The sequence below is a fragment of the Cohnella nanjingensis genome (assembly GCF_014212125.1).
Lineage (GTDB): Bacteria > Bacillota > Bacilli > Paenibacillales > Paenibacillaceae > Cohnella > Cohnella nanjingensis.
This window is the reverse complement of record NZ_JACJVP010000017.1, coordinates 15,814-35,315: the sequence shown is the minus strand read 5'-3', so window position 1 is coordinate 35,315 and position 19,502 is coordinate 15,814. Positions and strand designations below refer to the sequence as shown.

Below are 19,502 nucleotides of genomic sequence, written 5' to 3'. Positions count from 1 at the left end.
GCACAGAGAGGCCGGCATTCCCATACGGGAATGCCGGCCTCTTCGAATTGCTATAACGGATTAAAGTACGTACCCATGAATATGCTGCCGCTTAGTCCTCGATCGTCGACAAGTCGCCGGTCGGCAGGTTCAGCTCCCAAGCCTTCAGGACGCGGCGCATGATCTTGCCGCTGCGCGTCTTCGGCAATTTGTCCTTGAACTCGATCTCGCGCGGCGCGGCATGCGCCGACAAGCCGATCTTCACGAATTTGGAGATGTCGGCCTTCAGCTCATCGGACGGCTCGAAGCCTTCGCGCAGCGAGATGAACGCCTTGATGATCTCTCCGCGCAGCGGATCCGGCTTGCCGATGACGCCCGCTTCGGCGACGGCCGGATGCTCGACCAGCTTGCTCTCGACTTCGAACGGTCCGACGCGCTCGCCCGACGTGTTGATGACGTCGTCGATCCGCCCTTGGAACCAAAAGTAGCCGTCTTCGTCCCGGTAAGCGGAGTCGCCGGAGACGTACCAGCCGGGAATCCGGAAGTACTCCTCGTACTTCGCCGGGTTGTTCCAGATCTTGCGCATCATGGACGGCCACGGCGTGCGGATCGCGAGGTTGCCCATCCGCAGCGGCGGCAGCTCGTTGCCTTGATCGTCGATGATCGAGGCCTGTACGCCCGGAATCGGGCGTCCCATCGAGCCCGGCTTGATCTCCATGCGTGGGTAGTTGCAGATCAACTGCCCGCCGGTCTCCGTCATCCACCAGGTGTCGTGGATGCGCTGGCCGTATACTTTGTAGCCCCAACGGACGACTTCCGGATTGAGCGGCTCGCCGACGCTCAGCACATGCCGCAGGTTCGACAGGTCGTACGGCTTGACGGCTTCGTCGCCGGCGCCCATGAGCATCCGGAACGCCGTCGGCGCGCTGTACCAGACGGTAACTTTGTATTTTTGGAGCGTCTCGTACCAGTCCTGCGGGCTGAAGCGGCCGCCGCGAATGACGTTGGTCACGCCGTTCAGCCAAGGCGCGAAGATGCCGTAGGAAGTCCCCGTTACCCAACCCGGGTCGGCCGTACACCAGTAGACGTCGCCTTCGCGCAGGTCGAGGACGATCCGTCCCGTATAATAATGTTGAATCATGGCGTTCTGCGCATGATAGACGCCCTTCGGCTTGCCGGTCGAGCCGGAGGTATAGTGCAGGATCAACCCGTCTTCCCGGCCGAGCCACTCGATCTCCGCTTGCTCGGATGCGGCGGACATCGCTTGACCGAAGTCGACGATCCCTTCGCCCGCTTCTACGCCTTCGCCGTAGACGACGATATGCTTCAGCTCGGGCAGCTCCGACCGAGCGATGCGCGGCAAGAGGGCCGGGGTAGTGACGATCGCGACCGCGCCGCTGTCCTGCAGGCGATCCCGTACCGCGGTCTCCATGAACGCTTCGAACAGCGGGCCTACGACCGCGCCGACCTTGAGAGCGCCAAGCAAGCTGAAGTACAGCTCGGGCGTGCGCGGCATGAAGATGAACACGCGGTCGCCCTTGGCGATGCCCAGACCGCGGAGCACGTTGGCGAATTTGTTTGATTGTCGGGCCAGGTCCGCATAGGTGTAGCTCTCATCGCGAACGGCGTCGCTGTAATGCAGGGCGATGCGATCGCCTTTGCCGTTCTCCACGTGCCGGTCGATGGCTTCATACGCCATATTGACCTTCCCGGTCTGCGACCAGGAGAATTGCGCCTCGATGTCTTCCCATCGGAAATGTTGCACGGCCTCCTCATACGATTCGAGGTTTGCCTTTTCGGCCGTTACGGCCAATTTTTCTTCGTGTGCTGGGGTCATTTCCATCACCTTCCCGTTTGAATACATCCATTCCAAGCGCGAATGCGCTTACAACCGGGGCTCGCGCGGCCCGCCTATGACATTATATCACAGCTCCGCCAGGCTCGGCACGGAATGGGGAGGAGATTTTCAGCCAAGAAGGGACATTTTCGAAGAAAAAGAGGCGGTTCCTACGTATTATCGTGTATAATGACAGCAATCAAAGGAGAGATCGGCATGGAACATCTTAAGCGCTACCAGATGTTCACGCGGCCGGGCAAAGACGGCCCGATCGTCGTGGAAGGCCCCGTCGAGCCTGATCGGCTTCGGCAGTATCAGCTGCATTCGGCGCTAGATGCTTTCCGCAGGCCGCGGGAGCAGCACGAGGCGCTCGTCGAGATCGCCGGCCTGCCCGAGGGGCGCATCATCGTCGCCCGCGACGGAGAGACGGTCGTCGGCTACGTGACCTTCCATTATCCGGACGAAATGGAGCGCTGGTCCGAAGGCGGTATGGACGACCTCATCGAGCTGGGCGCGATCGAAGTCGCCGACGATTACCGCTCGCTCGGCCTCGGCAAGGCGCTCATCTTAGCAGCGTTCGCCGACGGGCAACTGGACAACGCGATCGTCTATACGACCGAATATTATTGGCATTGGGACCTGGACAGCAGCGGCCTGAACGTCTGGGAATACCGGGAGATGATGGAGAAATTAATGAAGTCCGTCGGGATGGTCTGGTTCGCGACGGACGATCCGGAGATCTGCGCGCATCCGGCGAACTGTCTGATGGTTCGGATCGGGAAGGACGTTCCGCTCTCATCGGCGGAGCAATTCGACCGCGTCCGGTTCCGGCAACGGTTCATGTACTGACGAAAGGAAGGCGACCCCTGTTGACTCTTTTCACCCACGAAGCGCTGTGGATCGACAGCACGGCTGCCGGTCGATATCGATTCCACGAGGATCATCCGTTCCACCCCATTCGCTTGGCCCTGACGGAGGATCTGCTCGACGCAAGCGGGGCCCTTCGTCCCGACCAGAAGTTGCAACCGCTGTCAGAACCGCCGGATGAAGCGCTCGCGTGGATCCACCGGCCGGACTATATCGCAGCCGTCCGCGCGCTCAGCGAGGAGACGCCAGCCGCGCAGGCCGTCGCTAGTGCCGCCCAGTTCGGCTTCGAGCCGGACGGGGATACGCCCTACTTTCCCGGCATGCACGAAGCGGCGGCGGCGATCGTAACCGGCTCGATCACGGCGGCCGAGGCCGTCATGTCGGGCCAGACGCGGCATGCGCTCCATCTAGGCGGCGGACTGCATCACGCGTTCCAGGACCGGGGAGCCGGCTTCTGCGTGTACAATGACGCGGCGGCGGCCATCCGCTGGATGACGCGCAAATACGCCGCCAAGGTGCTTTACGTCGATACGGACGTTCATCACGGGGACGGCGTGCAATGGAGCTTCTACACCGATCCCGACGTGTTCACCTTCTCGATCCACGAGACGGGCAAGTTTCTGTTCCCGGGCAGCGGCTTCGCCCACGAGCGCGGCGAGAGCTCCGGCTACGGCGCGTGCTTGAACGTGCCGGTCGAACCCTATACGGAAGACGACTCCTGGCTCGAGAGCTTCTCGACGGCGCTTGAGCGCGTCATCCGCGTGTTCAAGCCGGACGTCATCGTCAGCCAGCACGGCTGCGACGCCCATGCGCTGGATCCGCTGGCGCACGTCCACTGCAGCATGCGCATCTATCGCGAGATGCCCCGGCTCATCCACCGGCTCGCCCACGAATGGACGGACGGCCGCTGGATCGCGCTAGGAGGCGGCGGATACGAGCATTGGCACGTCGTACCGCGCGCCTGGGGCTTGCTGTGGCTGGAGATGACCGAGCATCCCCTGCTCGCCTCCATCGACGCTTCCCCGGTCGGAGCGCCGCTGCCCGCCGTCTGGCCCCGCGTCGTCTCGCCGCGCCGTCCGGACGATCTGCCCCGCACCTGGCTGGACGATACGGCCGCCTGGGCGCCGATGCCCCGGCGAGCGGAGATCGCGGCCAAAAACCTGGAAGTGCTCGCGCTGGCGCTGCAGCACCTCGGCTGAGCGGCTGGCATGTGCCTTTTGCTTGTTGCTCGTGCGGGAGTCATACAGGCGCGAATCGGGTCGTCAAGGTTGTGTGCGCCCAAGCTAGCCATGACCTAGCAATGGCAAAAGACCGTAAAGCAAGCCTCCCGGCTCCTTTGCGGTCTTTTTATTGTCTTTCTACGATGATCCCGCTCACTCAGGGACGTGTTTTGCGACACTTTTGGCTGTTATCCCGTTCGCTCAGGTATACATTTCTCGCGATGCTTTAGCCATTATCCCATTCGCTCAGGGAGACGTTTTTTACGACACTTTGACCATTATCCTCTTCGCTCAAGGACCGTTTTCCGCAATTTTTGGCCACTAGCTGTTCGCTCAGGCACACCATTTTCGCGACGCTTTGACCGTTATCCCCTTCGTTCTGGGACTCATTTTCCGCGACGCTTTGAACGTTATCCCCTTCGTTCAGGGACTCATTTTCCGCGAAACTTCGGCCATTATCCCGTTTGTTCAGCTCAGGAGGAATGTCGTTCAGCAAAAGTCGTTGGGCGCGCGGAACGTCCGAGCGATGAGGCGATATGCCATATGTACAGGTAATTCCAGCACGAACTTATGCCCTCCACTCAGGTCGAGCCCGATCCGGCGCGGCCGCGCCATCCATCGGGTAGAGTCGATTCGCGAGCGCCGCCGCACTTAGACCTGAGCGAAGGGGATATTGCGCAAAGCAAAGGCCTTTTATACGGCCCGGCCGCGTGATCCATCAGGTCGAACCTATCGACAGTGCCGCCTTCCTTGGACCTGAGCGAAGGGGATATTGCGCAAAGCAAAGGCCTTTTAAAGCCCCTGCACCATCTCGTTCACGATCGCAAACGAGCGATTCGCCGCCGTCACCGTGAACTCCGCGAAGTTCACGTCGGCCGAGCCGTCGGCCTTATCCGACATCGAGCGGATGACGACGTACGGCACTTCGTTCATCGCGCACACCTGCGCGACCGCGGCCCCCTCCATCTCCGTGCAGGTGCCGTTCAGCTCCTCATGGAGCTGGCGCACAACGGCGCGATCGGCGATGAACTGATCGCCCGACAGCACTTTGCCGGTCTTGCAGTGTCCCGGAAATACTTTCTCCCCGGCAGCGACAGCCAGCTGCACGAGCGCCTGACCCGCCGGCCATTCGGACTCCGCCTGGTAAGGAATCACCCCGCGGGCGTACCCGAGCGGCGTGACGTCCATATCGTGCTGCATGCTGCTCGTGGAGATGACGATATCCCCAATCTCCAGCGAAGGATCCAATGCGCCCGCGACGCCGGTGAAGATGACTTTACTTGCGTTGAATCGGTCGATGAGGACTTGCGTGCAGACGGCCGCGTTCACTTTGCCGACTCCGGATTTGCAGATAACGACCTGCTTGCCATGCAAGGATCCGGCCAAGTAACGAATGCCGGAGCGCTTCAGCTCCACGGCGTCGTCCAGGTGTTCGAGCAGCAGATCGATCTCTTCTTGCATGGCGCCGATAATTCCGATCATCGATATCTCCCTTTCCCGTCTTCAATGTAAGAGGCCCTGCCGCGGGCGTCTGGCTCCCCGCGCAGGGCGACTGTGTTAGCCTATGACTGCGGTCTCCGGCGCTCCCGCGGGAGTATCGCATACGGCGATTACTGCAGAGCCGCCACAGAGCTGCGGACGATCAGCTCATGCGGAAGCACGACGCGCGATTGCTCGACGTTCTCCTTTTTCATGAGCTTCGTGAGCAGCCGCATCGAGACGGCGCCGATGTCGTACATCGGCTGGGCGACGGTCGTCAGCTGCGGACGTACCATCGAAGCCATGCGGATGTTGTCGACGCTGATGACGGATACATCTTCGGGCACCTTCAAGCCTTCGTCCTGAATGCTGTGGATGGCGCCGATCGCCATCTCGTCCGTCGCCGCGAAGACGGCGGTCGGCCGGTTGGACAGCCCGAGGAAATGCTGCATCGCTTCGATGCCTGATTCGTAGCGATAGTTCCCGATGCGCACGTAGTCCTCATCGAAGGGAATGCCGGCTTGCTCCAGCGCCTTCTTGTAGCCCTGATAGCGCGCGTAACCGTTCGCCGGGTCCTGCAGCGTGCCGCTGATCATCGCGATCTTACGGTGGCCTTCCGCGATCAGCCGTTGCACGGCGTCGAAGGCGGCCGACTCGTGATCGATGTCGACGGAAGGCATGGCGCCCTTCTCGTCCGTCGTCGCGCAGAGGACGATCGGCACGTTGGACGTATTGAACGCCTGCAGATGCTCGTCCGTCACCGCGCCGCCCATGAAGAGCAAGCCGTCCACTTGCTTCTCCAGCAGCGTGTTGATGACGCGGATCTCCTTCTCCTTGCGCTTGTCGGCGTTGCAGAGAATGATGTTGTAGTGATACATGTTCGCGATATCTTCGATTCCCCGCGCGACTTCGGCGAAGATGGCGTTCGCGATGTCGGGAATGACGACCCCTACGGTCGTCGTCTTCTTGCTGGCGAGCCCGCGCGCGACCGCATTCGGCCGGTAGCCGAGGCGCTCGATCGCCTCGTACACCTTTTTCCGCGTCTGGGGCTTCACGTTCGGATTGTTGTTGACAACCCGGGATACCGTGGCCATGGATACGCCGGCTTCCCGCGCTACGTCATAAATGGTTACCGTCACATTCACCGCTCCAATGTTCATGAATGGCCGCTGAGCTGCAAGCCTGTCCATGGGATAATAAGGTAATGATACGACAAATCGGGGCAATCCGCAATGACCGCAGTGCCGTAACACCGCGAAATCTCAGGGTTTTAGGAGATGTCGCCCGCTGTCTGAGGCGCGCCAAGTTTCTCGCTCAAAAAGTCGTAAGTGATCCGCCAATGCGATTCGTCCCACTGCGGCTTGCCGTCTTGGACGAGAATCGCCTGCGGGGATTTGTGCTGGACGCCGAGCGTCTCCGCGATCGCATTGCTGACCGGACGCTCTTCAATGACGTGCACGATGGCAAAATCCATCGGGGCTGCGGTCGCGTCTGCCATATAGTGCTGCAATTCCTCATGCGCGCCTGCGCTGATCGGACACTGCGTACTGTGTTTAAAGAGAAGCAGGGGGCGAGCTGCCGAACCGTTCAGCGCTTCTTCCCATTGCTCGAGCGTCGTCAGACGCTTCGCTTCCGCCATCCGCCATTCCTCCTTGAAAATCATCGTGTTGATTTTCATGGTATCAGAAATGACGTTATTACGCAAAAAAAGCGGAGCTCGGGCTCCGCTCTTCGCCTTACGATATGTATTGTGCGCTTAATTGCGAGAGCCGTTCCCTCAGCTCCGCCATCCAGGCTTCGTCTCCGACCGACGAGGCGACGAGCCACAGATCCAGCAGCTCGTTCGTCCGTTCTTCGGTGACCCGGGCGACCATTGCCGGACGCAGCGGCTTCGAATGGCTCTGGGCATGGCTCAGGACGCCCGCCCATTCGTGAATCTCGTCGAAAGGGATCGTCTGCGCGTGCGGCTGCGAACCCAACCGGCCCACCAGCACGCCCAAATCCGATTTCACGCCGGGGAACACTTCATTGCGCGAGCACCGCTCGCAAGTGTAGACGGGCACGTTGGAGATGTTCACTCGCTTGGCGTAAAGCACCGACCTCAAGGTCAAGCTCATGTCATCTCCGCATGAACAACGTTTGAACAACGGGGCTCTCTCCTTACACGATCTTAACAGGGTTGCCGGCTTGCAACCGGCCGTTCCCCGCTACCCGTTGTATTCGCCCCCGCCGCGCCGTTCTCCTGCCGGTTTATCCGCTGTAATTTCTGGTACGGCTTCCTCTAAGCCGCCATAACCGCCATACGACGAGCACTACAGCCGCGGCCGCGGCGCCGATCCCGTCGTGCAGCAGATCGGCCCAGTCGGGCGAACGGCCGGGCACGTAGGCTTGATGCCATTCGTCCGTAGCCCCGTACGCGATGCTGAGTAGGATGACGTAGAGCGCGCGGCGGGCATCGATCCGGCGAAAACCAAAACCGTACGCGAACGTCAGCGCCAGCACGAAGTAAGCGAAGTAGTGGACCGGGTCGAAGCTCTTCAATCCGGGGAACAGCTCTTGGGCCCAGGGCAGCCAGCCGTCGAGCTGATTGCCCGTCCGGGCGGACAGCAGAAAGATGATGAGCATGCAGGCCGCAGCCGGCAGCCATCGCCACAGAGGGGCGGTCATGGAGGATTTGCGGGTGGAACGCATGGCGTGTCTCCTCTCGGTGCGCGGATGTGCGCTGCATTGGATTATGGTACGATAAGAGCGATTGCCGTCTTGCGATATCTTGATATGCATGGAGGAACTTCGATGTCTGAGACCAAACGGGTCATCTGTCTGATCGACGACGAGTTCGAGGATCTCGAGCTCTGGTATCCGGTCTATCGCGCGCGCGAAGAAGGCGCGACCGTCCTGTTCGCCGGGCCGGAAAAAGGCCGCAAGCACATCGGCAAGTACGGCGTTCCCGCCGTCGCCGACCTCTCCTACGCCGAACTCGACGCGGAGCGCTGCGACGGCCTGCTCGTCCCGGGCGGATGGGCGCCGGACAAGATCCGGCGGGACGAGCGCGTCCAAGCGTTCGTCCGGGCGATCGACGCGGCCGGCAAGCCGATCGGACAGATCTGCCACGCGGGTTGGGTGCTCATCTCGGCCAAGATGCTGCAGGGCCGGAAGGTCACCTCGACGCCGGGCATCCGCGACGATATGGAGAATGCCGGCGCGATCTGGTTTGACGAAGCGGTCGTCGTCGACGGCAACCTCGTCTCCGCGCGCCGGCCGCCCGATCTGCCGGAATACGCGAAAGCGTTCTGCGACGCGCTGTACGGACGTTAAGATCGCGTAAAAGGGACCCTGCGGACAACTGCCGCAAGGTCCCTTGTCGCTTCCCGCGAGGCGCATGGACAAAGTTTGCGGCGTCCGGGCGGACGCTTCGGGAACGTCCGGGCCAGCGCCGGGTATCGGTCCGACGGCTAGACGCCCGGCTTGACCTTGCCCTCCGCGAGCGCCGTCTCGGCGTGGAACCGCTCGAGCCGCTCGGTGATCTCCAGCGCGGTCGGCAGCTGGAACAGCTCCTGGAACAGCTGGCGGCTCTGCTGCGCGGGGGTGCGGAGCATCGCGTCCTTCACCGGCAGGATCGCCTGCGCCGAGAGGCTAAGCTCATGTACGCCAAGTCCCAGCCAGATCGGCATCGCGCGGACGTCGCCGGCGAGCTCGCCGCAGACGCTGACGGGAATGCCGTACCGGCCGGCGGCTTCGGTGACGGTCCGCAGCATGCGGATGATCGCCGGATGGAACGGCTCGTACAGATGGCTGATCTGCTCGTTCATCCGGTCCACGGCCAACGTGAACTGCACCAGATCGTTCGTGCCGATGCTGAAGAACGATACTTCCGCGGCCAGCAGGTCGGCGATGAGCACCGCCGCCGGCACTTCGATCATGACGCCGGTCGGCAGCCCGCCGCGGTACGGCACCCCTTCCGCCGCGAGCTCGCGTTCCGCCTCGGTCAGAAGCGCGTTCGCTTCCCGCACCTCGGTGAGGGAGGCGATGAGCGGATACATGATCTGGACGTCGCCGTGCGCGGCCGCGCGCAGAATCGCCCGAAGCTGAATCTTGAACAGGTCCTTGCGGTCCAGGCTGAACCGGATGGCCCGATAGCCGAGGAACGGGTTGTCCTCCTCCGGCATCTCGTAGTAGTCGAGCTGCTTGTCTCCGCCGATATCGAGCGTACGGACGATCAGCGGCTGGCCGTTCAGCTTTTCGGCCGCCGCCCTGTACACTTCGTATTGCTCCTCTTCCGTCGGGAACGACGTGCGGTCCATGTAAAGGAATTCCGTCCGGAACAGACCGACGCCCTCCGCCCCGCTCGCGAGCGCCGCATCCAACTCCTTGACGGAGCTGATATTCGCGGCCAGGATCAGGCTCTCGCCGTCGGGCGTCACCGCCGGCACCTGCGCGAGCGACTGCAGCTGCTCGCGCGCCACGAGGTGCCGCTTGCGCAGCTCCGTGTACTGCGCCACCGTCTCGGCGTCCGGCATGACGTGCAGGAGTCCCGCTCCGCCGTCCATGATGAGCAGATCGCCCGTCGCGATCGGCGCCTCCAGTTTGGCTTCGACGCCCATGACGAGCGGGATGCCGAACGCGCGCGCCATGATGGCCGAATGCGACGACGGACTGCCGACCATCGTGACGATGCCTAGCACGACGTCGGGCTTCAGATGAATCAGCTGCGAAGGCGTCAGCTCGCGCACGACGAGAATGAACGGTTGGGTGTCGGTCGGAAGCGCGATCTCGGGCACGCCCAGCAGATGCTTCAGCAGCCGGTTGCCGACGTCCTTGATGTCGAGCGCCCGCTCCTTCATGTAGTCGTCGTCGAGCAGATCGAACATCGTCACGAAATGGTCGATGGCTTCCTTCACGGCCACTTCGGCCGCTTTATACTGACGTTGGATGATGCCTTGGATCTCGTTCATGAACACGGGATCGTCCAAGATCGCCAGATGCGCGTCGAAGATGCTCGCCTCCTGAATGCCGACCGCTTCGTCGAGCTCGCTCTTCATTTGATGAATTTCCGTCTTGGAGCGGTTGACCCCCTCGTAGAGACGGTCGAATTCCAGCGCGAGATCGCCGACGTCGATCTTCTGTTCGGGCATCTCCCACTCCCAGTTCGGCAGCACGAACGCCTTGCCGATCGCGATGCCTTCCGAAGCCGCTAGCGCTTGAATCATGACTCTACCCCCTTGTTCTCTCTCTCCCGCACGACGACGGACATGACCGCGGCCTGGCCTTTCTTCACCGTCTTAAACGGCGCGTAGCGCCAGGACCGGACGATGTCCGAGTTGGTGATCACCATCGGCGTCGCCAGCGATTTGGCTTCCGCCTTGAGCGTCGGCAAATGGAACCGGATCAGCGGCTGGCCGGGGGTCACTTCGTCCCCCTCCTTCACGAGCGCCGTGAAGCCCTTGCCTTTCAAGTGCGATGTATTGATGCCGATGTGCAGCAGCACTTCTAGCCCTTCGGGCGTCTGTATGCCGATCGCGTGAAGCGTCGGGTAGAGGTGAATGATCTTGCCCCTCACCGGCGCGACCAGCTCGCCTTTGTCCGGGATGAAGGCCACGCCGCGTCCGACGAGCTTCTGCGCGAAGATCGGATCGTCGACCTCCTCGAGCGGGATCATCCGACCCTGCACCGGCGCGTGGAACTGGACCTGATGCACGTCCAGCTGCATCAGCTTGGCGATCTCTCCGCGGATAAGGTCGGAGTAAGTGCCGAACACCACCTGCACGTGGCCGCTGCCCAGCCGGATTACGCCCGCCGCGCCCAGATGCCGCAGCGCCTTGACGTCAATCCGACGATCGTCGGCGAGCGTCAGGCGCAGCCTCGTGATGCACGCTTCGAGGTGGACGATGTTCTCTTTGCCGCCGAGCGCTTGGAGCACGAGCGGCGCGCGATACGGAATGTCGCCCGCCCAGTCGTCCAGCCGCGTCGAATCCTCGCGCCCCGGCGTGGACAGCTGGAACTTGCGGATGCTCCAGCGGAACAGCACGTAGTAGACGAGGCCAACCGCGAGACCGAGCGGGATGATCAGCCATCCCCGCTGGGAGATGCGCAGGTTGATGATGTATTCCAGCGCCCCGGCCGAAAACGTGAAGCCCGAACGGACGCCCAGCTCGTAGGTCAGCCACATGACGCCGCCCGAGATGAGCGAATGCACAAGGTACAGATAAGGCGCCACGAACAGGAACGCGAACTCGACGGGCTCCGTGACGCCGGTCAGGAAGGCCGTCAGCGCCGCCACGCGGAATTGCTTGGCCGTCTTCGGCTTCAGATCCTCGCGAGCTTCGTGAATGATGGCGTAAGCGATCGCGGGCAGCGCGAACATGATGATCGGATAGAGACCGGCCATGTAGATGCCCGCGGACGGGTCGCCGGCGAAGAATCGCGGCAAGTCTCCGAAGAAGACGCCGCCGCCCGGCGTCTGATACTCGCCTACCTGGAACCAGAACAGATGATTCAACAGATGGTGAAGGCCGAAGGCGACGAGAATCCGGTGCAGGAAGCCGTACAGGAAGACGCCGAAGCCGCCCGCCGAATTCACGATGTCGCCGGAAGCGTTGATCCAGGCGAGCACCCCCTGCCCGACGCCGATCATGAGCCAGGCGAACAGGAACGACACGGCGCTCATGAAGATCGGCACGAAGCGCGAGCCGCCGAAGAACTGCAGCGACTCCGGCAGTTGGAACGACTTGAACCGCTCGCTCGCCCAACCCGACAGGATGCCGATGACGACGGCCGCGAACATCGAAGGCTGCACGCCGCCGGGGTCGAAGCTCGCCGTGACCGCCCCGAAGATGAGCATGCCCGACAGGGCGGCCATCCCCGCGTGAACCGACTGATTGGAGAGTCCTAGCGCGATGCCGACGGCGAACACATAGGGAATGTACTGGAACATGGCCATGCCCGCCGCATGGAGCAGATCGGGCGCCGTCGGCCAGCCGAACGAATCCCAAGGCAGGCGCGACAGGAGCAGGAAGACGGAGGCGGCGGGCAGCACCGTCATCGGCAGCATCATCGCCCGTCCCAGCCGTTGGAGGAAGCCCACGCCGAACATGATCTTCGGAACCTCTCCTTTCTATGGTTGTATAGAATGGAAGCGCTCTTGATGACGACAAATCAAAACGGCTTTGCCGACTTCTCTGAAGACGCGCCGTATCCCATTCGGGATGAGAAATAAACGGGGACGGGCTCCGCGAAGCGCAGCGCGACTTCGGCGGAGTCCGTCCCGGCTTGGAGCGGCCGATTTACTGTTTGCCGTGGGGCAGCAGGATGGAATCCTCGACTTTGATGCAGCGGTCCATGATGATCGTGAGACCGCCCGCTTGCGCGATCCGCGCCGCTTCGTCGTTTGCGATGCCGAGCTGCAACCACAGCACCTTCGCCCCCGCGGCCACCGCTTCCTCCGCGATGGGCGGCGTGTGCTCCGGCCGGCGGAAGACGTTCACGATATCGATCGGCTCGGGGACGTCCGCCAGCTTCGCATAGCATTTCTCGCCGAGGATCGTCTCCGCGTTCGGATTGACCGGGATGATCCGGTACCCTTTGCGCTGCATCGCCTCCGATACCATGTGGCTCGTCTTCGACGGATCGTCCGACAGGCCGACGACCGCGATCGTGTTCGCGTGCTGCAGGATCGTCTTGATCTCCTCGCGCGACGGATTCTCGAATGCCATAAGGCTTCACCCTCCAAGGAACAAAATGGGCTTGCGGTTCCCTTATTCTACCCACTGCACCTGCGCGCCAAGCGCCCGCAGGTGATCGAAGTAGTTCGGGTACGACTTCGCGACGTGGTGCGCGTCCTTGATGCGGATCGGCTGCTTGGCGCGCAGGCTGACGACCGTCAGCGCCATGATGACGCGGTGGTCGTAGTGCGCGTCGACCTCGACGCCGCCCTCGACGCCCTCCGGACGGCCGTGCACGATGATCTCGTCGCGCCTCTCCTCGACGTTCGCGCCGGCTAGGCGCAGCTCGTTCAGGTAATCCGTGATGCGGTCGCACTCCTTGTAGCGGAGGTTCTCTACATTATAGAACCGGGACGTCCCTTCGGCGAATACCGCGGCGGCGACCATCGCGAGCACGCCGTCCGTAAATTCGTCTCCGTCGAACTCTCCGGCGGTGAGCTTGCCGTTGCCCCTCACGTGGACGACGCCGTTCTCGTGCGTCAGCGGCACGTTCATCGCCTTCAGGACGTCGACGACCGCGCGTTCGCCCTGCTTGCTCTGCTCGAGCAGTCGGTGCACCGTCACGTCGGACGTCGTCACTGCGGCCGCGGCCAGAATGGCCGCCGAACCGGGATAGTCGCCCTGTACCGTGTATTCCTGCGCCTTGTAAGCTTGACGGCCCGGGACGCGATAGCGCATCAGATCTTCGGACGCTTCGACGACGATGCCCGCTTGCGCCAGCACCTCCAGCGTCTGGCCGATGACGACTTTGGACTTCAGGTCGTGCAGCACTTCGATCTCGCTGTCCTCGTCCAGCAGCGGCGTCAGGAACAGCAGCGCGCTCAGGAATTGGGAGCTGACGCTGCCGGACACCTGGATCTTGCCGCCGCGCGGCGCGCCGCCGCGGATCGTGATCGGCAGCTTGCCTTCGCGGTGCTCGATCGCAACGCCCATGCTCTGCAGGGCTTGGATCAGGTCGTCGTGCGGCCGCTTGCCCAGCGACTCCGGATAGTTGTTCACGAACGTGACTTCCGGGAGCAGCGCCGCGACCGCCATCAGGAAGCGCAGGACGGCGCCGGCGTTGCCGACGTCAAGCTCCTGGATCTGGCGGGGATGCTTGCCGAAGCCGGTGATGACGATCCGCTCGTCGTCTTCCTCGATGACGGCGCCCAGGTCGCGCACGCAGCGGCGCAGCGCGTCGCTGTCCTCGCTGTGCGCGGGATACCGGATCGTGCTCGTGCCGTCCGCGAGGGCGGCGACGAGCAGATAGCGGGTCGTATAATTTTTGGAGGACAACGCCTGAAGTTCACCTTGCAGCCGCCCCGTAGGCGTCACGATCATATCCATCTGTACATACGCTCCTTCTATACGTCTAACACGGTTATGTCATTCATCGGATCGCCCGGCCGATCGTCCAGCCCGCCGCGAATGCCGCCCAACCGCCCAGGTACGTCGCGGCCGCGTAGCCGGCAAGCTGCCGCCCGCGCCCTTCGCGCCGCATCGTCGCCTTCTGAACGTTCAGCGTCGAATAGGTCGTCAATCCGCCCAGGATTCCCGTCCCTAAGAACGCATAGGTCGCTGGCTGATCGTCTCGCCAGTCCAACCCGGCCAAGATGCCCATGGCGAGCGAGCCGCAGACGTTCACGGCAAGCGTCGCGTAGTGGGGCTTGGACTTGCGCAGGGCGGCATAGCGCGATGCGCCGTAACGCAGCAACGCGCCGATCGTACCCCCTAGACCGACCAAGCCGGCGATCTGCCAATGAGTCAAGTCTGCCGCCCCCTTCCCCAAGAGAGGCCGAGCGCCGCGAGGCCCCAGCCGACCAGCCCGCTAGCGGCCGCGTACACCGCGGCGGACAGATAGGCTTGATGCTGGACCATTCCCCAGAGCTGCGCATTGAAAGCGCTGAATGTCGTAAAGGCGCCAAGAAATCCGGTGCCGGCGGCTTCTCTCAGCCAGGCCGCCAGGGGGCGCCGCATGGCGTACCCCAGGAGCAGCCCCAGCAAGAACGAGCCGCTTAAGTTAATGAACAGGGTCGCCCATGGCCACCCCGCTCCCCCGCCGTCCGGCAGGAGCAGCGTCAGGCCGTAGCGGGCGGCGGCGCCGAAGAATCCCGCCACGGCGACCGCGATCGTTGCGCCCATTCCCTATCGCTTCCTTGCCGCAGTTGATTTGTCAGGCTTGCCGCCGTATTCTTAGGAGGAGTCTGAACCTAATCGGTAAACGGAAAGGAACGATCCCGATGAGTACCTTCGAGACGACGACCGTCGAACAATTAAAGGCCCGGCTCGATGCCGGAGAGAAGATTCATCTCATCGACGTCCGCGAGGACGACGAAGTCGCCCAAGGCATGATCCCCGGCGCCGTGCATATCCCGCTCGGCACGATCCCGCAGCGGCTGGACGAGATTCCGCGCGAAGGCGAAGTCGTCTTCATCTGCCGCAGCGGCGGCCGCAGCGGACGCGCCTGCGAATACCTCGCGGAGCTCGGCTTCGAGAAGCCGGTCAACATGCTCGGCGGCATGCTCGCCTGGAACGAGCTATAACACCTCGCGGAGCACCAGCTCCGCGATCTCTTCGGGCGTCCGCCCGGACGTGTCGACCGCGACGTGCGCGAAGTCGTACGCGTGCCGCCTCGCGGCGAGCAGCGCGTCGATGCGCGCCTCGGCGTCGCCGGCGAGCAGCGGCCGGCCCGCGGCCTCGCCGCCCGCGATGACGCGGCGCAGCAGCGTCTCGCGGTCCGCCGTCAGGGCGACGACGAGCCCGTCCGCCAGCATGGCGGCGCGGTTCTCCTCGCGCAGGACGGCGCCGCCGCCCGTGGCGACGATGCGCCGCTCGCCGGCGAGTACGTCGCGGATGACCGCGCTCTCCAGCTCCCGGAACGCCGACTCTCCTTCGTTCGCGAAGATCTCCGGGATGCTGCGTCCGGCGCGCCGCGCGATCTCGTCATCCGTATCGATCCGGGACCAGCCCAGCCGGTCCGCGAGCAGCTTGCTCACGGTCGATTTGCCCGTCCCCATAAAGCCGACCAGCACGACGTTGCGGCATTTGTACTCCTCGCTAGACACCCTATTCCCCACTCTCACGTGACATGGCCTGTACGCTTTTCCTATCATAGCATATCGACTGCAGGTATAAAATGACGACTTTTACCGTAAGGATGATAGTGTAAAACAAGTCCTTCTCCAAAGGTGTGATGCCAGATGGAACCTACGCGGACAACCGGTCGGCCGCTCCCCGCTTCCGACATGCTTCGCCGCTTGCAGAACCCGGACTACCCGCTCTGCCGGGACGACGTGCTCTGGGCGCTCGACTTCATCAAAAGAAAAGTGGCCGATGGAGCGCCCGAATGGTCGGAGCTCGATCGGCCACAGTTGCTGGCGCACTTCGCGTGCTACGCCAGCCTCGCCATGCACCTCGTGCAGCGGCAGAGCCTTTGCGCCGAGGATGCGGAATGCTTGCGCGCCATGCTGTCGGACATGCTGTAAAGACGCGGCTGCGCGAGAATTAGTTGTGCAGCCAGTTGTGGTGGAACGTGCCTTCCTTGTCCAGGCGCTTGAACGTGTGCGCGCCGAAGTAGTCGCGCTGCGCTTGGAGCAGGTTGGCCGGCAGACGCTCGGAGCGGTAGCTGTCGTAGTATGCCAGGGCGCTCGCGAACGAAGGCACCGGAATGCCGTATTGGACGGCCGTGCCGACCACTTCGCGCCAGGCGTCCTGATACGATTCGACGACGCCCTTGAAGTACTCGTCCAGCAGCAGGTTGCGCAGCGCCGGGTCGCGGTCGTAGGCATCCTTGATGTTCTGCAGGAAGCGGGCGCGGATGATGCAGCCGCCGCGGAAGATCATCGCGATGTTGCCGTACTGCAAGTTCCAGTTGTACTCATCCGAAGCCGCGCGCATTTGCGCGAAGCCTTGCGCGTAGGAGCAGATCTTGCTCGCGAACAGCGCTTTGCGCACGCTCTCGATGAATGCCGCCTTGTCGCCCGTGAACGCGGACGTCTTCGGTCCCTTGAGCACTTTGCTCGCGGCGACGCGCTCTTCCTTCATCGCGGACAGGAAGCGGGAGAAGACGGATTCCGTGATGATGGACAGCGGCACGCCCAGATCGAGCGAGCTTTGACTCGTCCACTTGCCGGTGCCTTTCTGGCCCGCGGAGTCGAGGATGACGTCGACCATCGGCTTGCCGGTCTCCGGATCCTTCTCGGCGAAGATGTCGGTCGTGATCTCGATCAGGTAGCTGTCGAGCTCGCCCTTGTTCCATTCTTTGAAGATCTCGTGCAGCTCGTCCGTGGAGACGCCCAGTACGTCCTTCAGCAGCTGGTAGGCTTCGCAGATCAGCTGCATGTCGCCGTACTCGATGCCGTTGTGCACCATCTTCACGTAGTGGCCCGCGCCGTCCGGTCCGATGTAGGTACAGCAAGGGTCGCCGTTCACCTTCGCGGAGATGCCCGTCAGGATCGGCTCGACGAGACGGTAAGCTTCTTCAGGTCCGCCCGGCATGATGGACGGGCCTTTGAGCGCGCCCTCTTCGCCGCCGGATACGCCGGTGCCGATAAAGTTGAAGCCGCGTTCGGTCAGGTCATTGCTGCGGCGTTGGGTGTCCGGGAAGTAGGCGTTGCCGCCGTCGATGATGATGTCGCCCTTGTCGAGGTGCGGCGTCAACGACGCGATAGTCGCGTCGGTGCCGGAGCCCGCTTGCACCATGATCAGAATCTTGCGGGGCTTCTCGAGCGAAGCGACGAACTCTTCGACGGAGTACGTCGGCACGAGGTTCTTGCCTTTGCCGTCCGTGTTCATCAAGTCGTCTGTCTTCTCCCGGGAGCGGTTATAGACGGCTACCTTGAAGCCGCGGCTCTCGATGTTCAATGCCAGGTTGCGTCCCATGACGGCCATGCCGACGACGCCGATGTTTGCTTTAGACATGTTTCGTTTCCTTCCTTTGAACCGTATTTTTCCCATGCCGATCCTCACGGCTTCGCCGCGATTCAACATTGCTTATTGTACTCTTTTTACCCCGATATGAAAACTATCTTTCTGCTTTCATCCGTTCCAGGAAAAGTCCAGCGCGTCCAAGAACGCCTTGGCCAGCGTGAGATGTCCGCCCGTGCTCGGATGAACGCGGTCCCAGGCGATCGTTGCCGGATAGATGTGCGCCAGCACCTTGTCGAACGCGGCCTGCGTGTCGACGAACAGCGTACCGTGTTTCTCGGCCGTCCGCTTCACGATCGCGCCGTAGGCGTCCATCGTCGCCCGCATGGCGTCGCCCTTGTTCGGCTCGAGATAGAACGGCGTCATGAGCACGATGCCTTTAACCGTTTTCTTCGTCTTCTCGACGAGCGCGTCCAGCGTCGTCTCGTATTCGTCCGCGTACACGTGGGATTCCTTGATGTAAGGCTGATCGTACTGGCGCCAGACGTCGTTCGTGCCGATCATGACCGACAGCCAATCGGGCTTTAGATCGAGCACGTCCGTCTGCCACCGCGCATTCAGATCGCGGACCGTATTGCCGCTCGTTCCCACGTTGACGATCCGTACCGCCGTCTGCGGATAGACCGTCTGGAGCAGCCCGTCCACCAGCGAGACGTACCCCCTGCCCAGACCGTCGCCAAGACCTTCCCCGATCGGCCGGCCCCGCCCGCAATCCGTGATGGAATCGCCGATCATGACCAACTTGTCGCCATGCGCTAACTTCATTCTGATTCCTCCCCTTCCACATTATTCACATCCCACATTTTAACCGTTCAACGCGGAAAAGGATAGAACGAAAAACGGACGTCCCCAAGGAACGTCCGTTATCGGTATGTGGCGTTAACGTCGGCTTAAAGCTCAAGCTGCAGACTTTCGGTGCGCATGACCGCCAGCTTCTGCTTGCATGCTTCCGCATCCTCGGATCGTCCTTCCTGCAAGGCTTCGTGAAGCATCGCGAGCTCGTAATCGATTTCAAGACGCAAGACGCCCGCCCGGTGCTCGGCTCTCTTGGATTTATAGGCCTGAATCATGTCTTCTACCGTAATCTGAGGGCGCTTCTGGAAAATAATCCGATGTTCCATGCCTGACACCTCCACGAGACGTATGATTTCACCAAACATGATGTTCTCGATGAGTACCTGACGATCTCGAAACCGCTTGACGACGGCGTGCCCCCGGGAGTCGTTGATCAGCTTCTCGATGAAGTAGGCCAGCTTCTCGTCCTTGACGAGATAATCTCCCACCATCTTGTAGCGGTTCTGGGTGCGTTGGAAGCGTAGCTTGAGCAGCTTGCGCCCGGTCCGGACGGAGATGAGGAACTGATGCTCGCTCTCGTTCCAATAGAGGGAATAGCCTTCTTGGATGAGCTCCCGGATCAAATTCTGTATCTGCCTGCGATCGAATCGAAGCTCTAGGTTGCAGTATTCGACTTCGTGGCTTCGGTTCACGGCCATCCCC

The 19,502-nt window shown here is 62.2% G+C and carries 22 protein-coding genes; 5 read left to right on the top strand and 17 right to left on the bottom strand.

Going from position 1 to position 19,502, the window contains the following annotated elements; all coding sequences use genetic code 11:
- Positions 1-91: 91 nt before the first annotated feature.
- The gene (gene acsA / locus H7C19_RS10540; protein WP_185142612.1) at positions 92-1,816 is read right to left on the bottom strand and encodes an acetate--CoA ligase; all 1,725 of its coding nucleotides are present in this window, start codon (positions 1,814-1,816) and stop codon (positions 92-94) included.
- 216 nt (positions 1,817-2,032) lie between these two features.
- Here acsA and H7C19_RS10535 point away from each other — a divergent pair, with 216 nt between their 5' ends.
- Positions 2,033-2,665, top strand: coding sequence for a GNAT family N-acetyltransferase (locus H7C19_RS10535; protein ID WP_185142611.1), 633 nt, complete (start codon positions 2,033-2,035; stop codon positions 2,663-2,665).
- 20 nt (positions 2,666-2,685) lie between these two features.
- Positions 2,686-3,882 carry an acetoin utilization protein AcuC gene (locus H7C19_RS10530; protein WP_185142610.1) on the top strand — a complete coding sequence of 399 codons (1,197 nt, stop codon included), beginning with the start codon at positions 2,686-2,688 and terminating at the stop codon, positions 3,880-3,882.
- Between the two features lie 247 nt (positions 3,883-4,129).
- On the opposite strand, the gene H7C19_RS10525 is transcribed toward H7C19_RS10530, so the two are convergent.
- The 6 genes from H7C19_RS10525 to H7C19_RS10500 all read right to left on the bottom strand — a co-directional run bounded on the left by H7C19_RS10525 (position 4,130) and on the right by H7C19_RS10500 (position 8,073).
- Positions 4,130-4,399 (bottom strand): hypothetical protein, encoded by a 270-nt coding sequence (locus H7C19_RS10525; protein WP_185142609.1) that lies wholly within the window; start codon positions 4,397-4,399, stop codon positions 4,130-4,132.
- 296 nt (positions 4,400-4,695) lie between these two features.
- A complete protein-coding gene (locus H7C19_RS10520) occupies positions 4,696-5,385 on the bottom strand; it encodes a 5'-methylthioadenosine/adenosylhomocysteine nucleosidase (protein ID WP_185142608.1) in 690 nt (229 codons plus the stop codon).
- 128 nt (positions 5,386-5,513) lie between these two features.
- The gene (gene ccpA / locus H7C19_RS10515) at positions 5,514-6,521 is read right to left on the bottom strand and encodes a catabolite control protein A (RefSeq protein ID WP_185142607.1); all 1,008 of its coding nucleotides are present in this window, start codon (positions 6,519-6,521) and stop codon (positions 5,514-5,516) included.
- A gap of 131 nt (positions 6,522-6,652) precedes the next feature.
- Positions 6,653-7,021 (bottom strand): bacillithiol system redox-active protein YtxJ, encoded by a 369-nt coding sequence (gene ytxJ, locus H7C19_RS10510; RefSeq protein WP_185142606.1) that lies wholly within the window; start codon positions 7,019-7,021, stop codon positions 6,653-6,655.
- Between the two features lie 97 nt (positions 7,022-7,118).
- On the bottom strand, positions 7,119-7,499 hold the full coding sequence (locus H7C19_RS10505; RefSeq protein WP_185142605.1) for a TraR/DksA C4-type zinc finger protein: 381 nt from the start codon (positions 7,497-7,499) through the stop codon (positions 7,119-7,121).
- 133 nt (positions 7,500-7,632) lie between these two features.
- Positions 7,633-8,073 (bottom strand): VanZ family protein, encoded by a 441-nt coding sequence (locus H7C19_RS10500; RefSeq protein ID WP_246469425.1) that lies wholly within the window; start codon positions 8,071-8,073, stop codon positions 7,633-7,635.
- Positions 8,074-8,175: 102 nt separating this feature from the next.
- Here H7C19_RS10500 and H7C19_RS10495 point away from each other — a divergent pair, with 102 nt between their 5' ends.
- Positions 8,176-8,697 carry a type 1 glutamine amidotransferase domain-containing protein gene (locus tag H7C19_RS10495; RefSeq protein ID WP_185142604.1) on the top strand — a complete coding sequence of 174 codons (522 nt, stop codon included), beginning with the start codon at positions 8,176-8,178 and terminating at the stop codon, positions 8,695-8,697.
- 137 nt (positions 8,698-8,834) lie between these two features.
- On the opposite strand, the gene ptsP is transcribed toward H7C19_RS10495, so the two are convergent.
- The 6 genes from ptsP to H7C19_RS10465 form a co-directional block, all read right to left on the bottom strand.
- Complete coding sequence (gene ptsP, locus H7C19_RS10490; RefSeq protein WP_185142603.1) at positions 8,835-10,589, bottom strand: phosphoenolpyruvate--protein phosphotransferase; 1,755 nt, start codon at positions 10,587-10,589, stop codon at positions 8,835-8,837.
- Positions 10,586-12,472: a glucose PTS transporter subunit IIA gene (locus H7C19_RS10485; RefSeq protein WP_185142602.1), complete on the bottom strand. Its 1,887-nt coding sequence runs from the start codon at positions 12,470-12,472 to the stop codon at positions 10,586-10,588. The genes ptsP and H7C19_RS10485 overlap by 4 nt, the downstream gene beginning before the upstream one ends.
- A 190-nt stretch (positions 12,473-12,662) precedes the next feature.
- A complete protein-coding gene (locus tag H7C19_RS10480; RefSeq protein ID WP_185142601.1) occupies positions 12,663-13,091 on the bottom strand; it encodes a CoA-binding protein in 429 nt (142 codons plus the stop codon).
- A 42-nt stretch (positions 13,092-13,133) separates the two neighbouring features.
- Positions 13,134-14,426 (bottom strand): 3-phosphoshikimate 1-carboxyvinyltransferase, encoded by a 1,293-nt coding sequence (gene aroA, locus H7C19_RS10475; protein WP_185142600.1) that lies wholly within the window; start codon positions 14,424-14,426, stop codon positions 13,134-13,136.
- Between the two features lie 43 nt (positions 14,427-14,469).
- On the bottom strand, positions 14,470-14,847 hold the full coding sequence (locus tag H7C19_RS10470; RefSeq protein WP_185142599.1) for a fluoride efflux transporter FluC: 378 nt from the start codon (positions 14,845-14,847) through the stop codon (positions 14,470-14,472).
- Positions 14,844-15,221: a fluoride efflux transporter FluC gene (locus H7C19_RS10465; protein WP_185142598.1), complete on the bottom strand. Its 378-nt coding sequence runs from the start codon at positions 15,219-15,221 to the stop codon at positions 14,844-14,846. Before H7C19_RS10465 ends, H7C19_RS10470 begins: the two co-directional genes overlap by 4 nt.
- A gap of 98 nt (positions 15,222-15,319) precedes the next feature.
- On the opposite strand from H7C19_RS10465, the gene H7C19_RS10460 reads away from it, so the two are divergent.
- Complete coding sequence (locus H7C19_RS10460) at positions 15,320-15,622, top strand: rhodanese-like domain-containing protein (protein ID WP_185142597.1); 303 nt, start codon at positions 15,320-15,322, stop codon at positions 15,620-15,622.
- On the opposite strand, the gene H7C19_RS10455 is transcribed toward H7C19_RS10460, so the two are convergent.
- On the bottom strand, positions 15,617-16,162 hold the full coding sequence (locus tag H7C19_RS10455; RefSeq protein WP_313731546.1) for a shikimate kinase: 546 nt from the start codon (positions 16,160-16,162) through the stop codon (positions 15,617-15,619). The two genes, H7C19_RS10460 and H7C19_RS10455, sit on opposite strands and share 6 nt — an antisense overlap.
- Before the next feature lie 117 nt (positions 16,163-16,279).
- Between H7C19_RS10455 and H7C19_RS10450 the strand changes: the two genes are divergently transcribed.
- Positions 16,280-16,564, top strand: coding sequence for a hypothetical protein (locus tag H7C19_RS10450; protein WP_185142595.1), 285 nt, complete (start codon positions 16,280-16,282; stop codon positions 16,562-16,564).
- A gap of 19 nt (positions 16,565-16,583) precedes the next feature.
- Here H7C19_RS10450 and gnd read toward each other — a convergent pair whose 3' ends face one another.
- The 3 genes from gnd to H7C19_RS10435 form a co-directional block, all read right to left on the bottom strand.
- Positions 16,584-17,999, bottom strand: coding sequence for an NADP-dependent phosphogluconate dehydrogenase (gene gnd, locus H7C19_RS10445; RefSeq protein ID WP_185142594.1), 1,416 nt, complete (start codon positions 17,997-17,999; stop codon positions 16,584-16,586).
- 117 nt (positions 18,000-18,116) lie between these two features.
- Positions 18,117-18,770, bottom strand: coding sequence for an SGNH/GDSL hydrolase family protein (locus tag H7C19_RS10440; protein WP_185142593.1), 654 nt, complete (start codon positions 18,768-18,770; stop codon positions 18,117-18,119).
- A gap of 125 nt (positions 18,771-18,895) precedes the next feature.
- Positions 18,896-19,492: a YkzI domain-containing protein gene (locus H7C19_RS10435; RefSeq protein ID WP_185142592.1), complete on the bottom strand. Its 597-nt coding sequence runs from the start codon at positions 19,490-19,492 to the stop codon at positions 18,896-18,898.
- Between the last annotated feature and the right edge of the window lie 10 nt (positions 19,493-19,502).

Bases quoted from the DNA above. Each gene is read 5' to 3' on its own strand.
- acsA (WP_185142612.1), bottom strand. From the start codon at position 1,816: ATGACCCCAGCACACGAAGAAAAATTGGCCGTAACGGCCGAAAAGGCA.
- H7C19_RS10535 (WP_185142611.1), top strand. From the start codon at position 2,033: ATGGAACATCTTAAGCGCTACCAGATGTTCACGCGGCCGGGCAAAGAC.
- H7C19_RS10520 (WP_185142608.1), bottom strand. From the start codon at position 5,385: ATGATCGGAATTATCGGCGCCATGCAAGAAGAGATCGATCTGCTGCTC.
- ytxJ (WP_185142606.1), bottom strand. From the start codon at position 7,021: ATGGCGGAAGCGAAGCGTCTGACGACGCTCGAGCAATGGGAAGAAGCG.
- H7C19_RS10505 (WP_185142605.1), bottom strand. From the start codon at position 7,499: ATGAGCTTGACCTTGAGGTCGGTGCTTTACGCCAAGCGAGTGAACATC.
- H7C19_RS10500 (WP_246469425.1), bottom strand. From the start codon at position 8,073: ATGCGTTCCACCCGCAAATCCTCCATGACCGCCCCTCTGTGGCGATGG.
- H7C19_RS10495 (WP_185142604.1), top strand. From the start codon at position 8,176: ATGTCTGAGACCAAACGGGTCATCTGTCTGATCGACGACGAGTTCGAG.
- ptsP (WP_185142603.1), bottom strand. From the start codon at position 10,589: ATGATTCAAGCGCTAGCGGCTTCGGAAGGCATCGCGATCGGCAAGGCG.
- H7C19_RS10485 (WP_185142602.1), bottom strand. From the start codon at position 12,472: ATGTTCGGCGTGGGCTTCCTCCAACGGCTGGGACGGGCGATGATGCTG.
- H7C19_RS10480 (WP_185142601.1), bottom strand. From the start codon at position 13,091: ATGGCATTCGAGAATCCGTCGCGCGAGGAGATCAAGACGATCCTGCAG.
- aroA (WP_185142600.1), bottom strand. From the start codon at position 14,426: ATGGATATGATCGTGACGCCTACGGGGCGGCTGCAAGGTGAACTTCAG.
- H7C19_RS10465 (WP_185142598.1), bottom strand. From the start codon at position 15,221: ATGGGCGCAACGATCGCGGTCGCCGTGGCGGGATTCTTCGGCGCCGCC.
- H7C19_RS10460 (WP_185142597.1), top strand. From the start codon at position 15,320: ATGAGTACCTTCGAGACGACGACCGTCGAACAATTAAAGGCCCGGCTC.
- H7C19_RS10450 (WP_185142595.1), top strand. From the start codon at position 16,280: ATGGAACCTACGCGGACAACCGGTCGGCCGCTCCCCGCTTCCGACATG.
- gnd (WP_185142594.1), bottom strand. From the start codon at position 17,999: ATGTCTAAAGCAAACATCGGCGTCGTCGGCATGGCCGTCATGGGACGC.
- H7C19_RS10440 (WP_185142593.1), bottom strand. From the start codon at position 18,770: ATGAAGTTAGCGCATGGCGACAAGTTGGTCATGATCGGCGATTCCATC.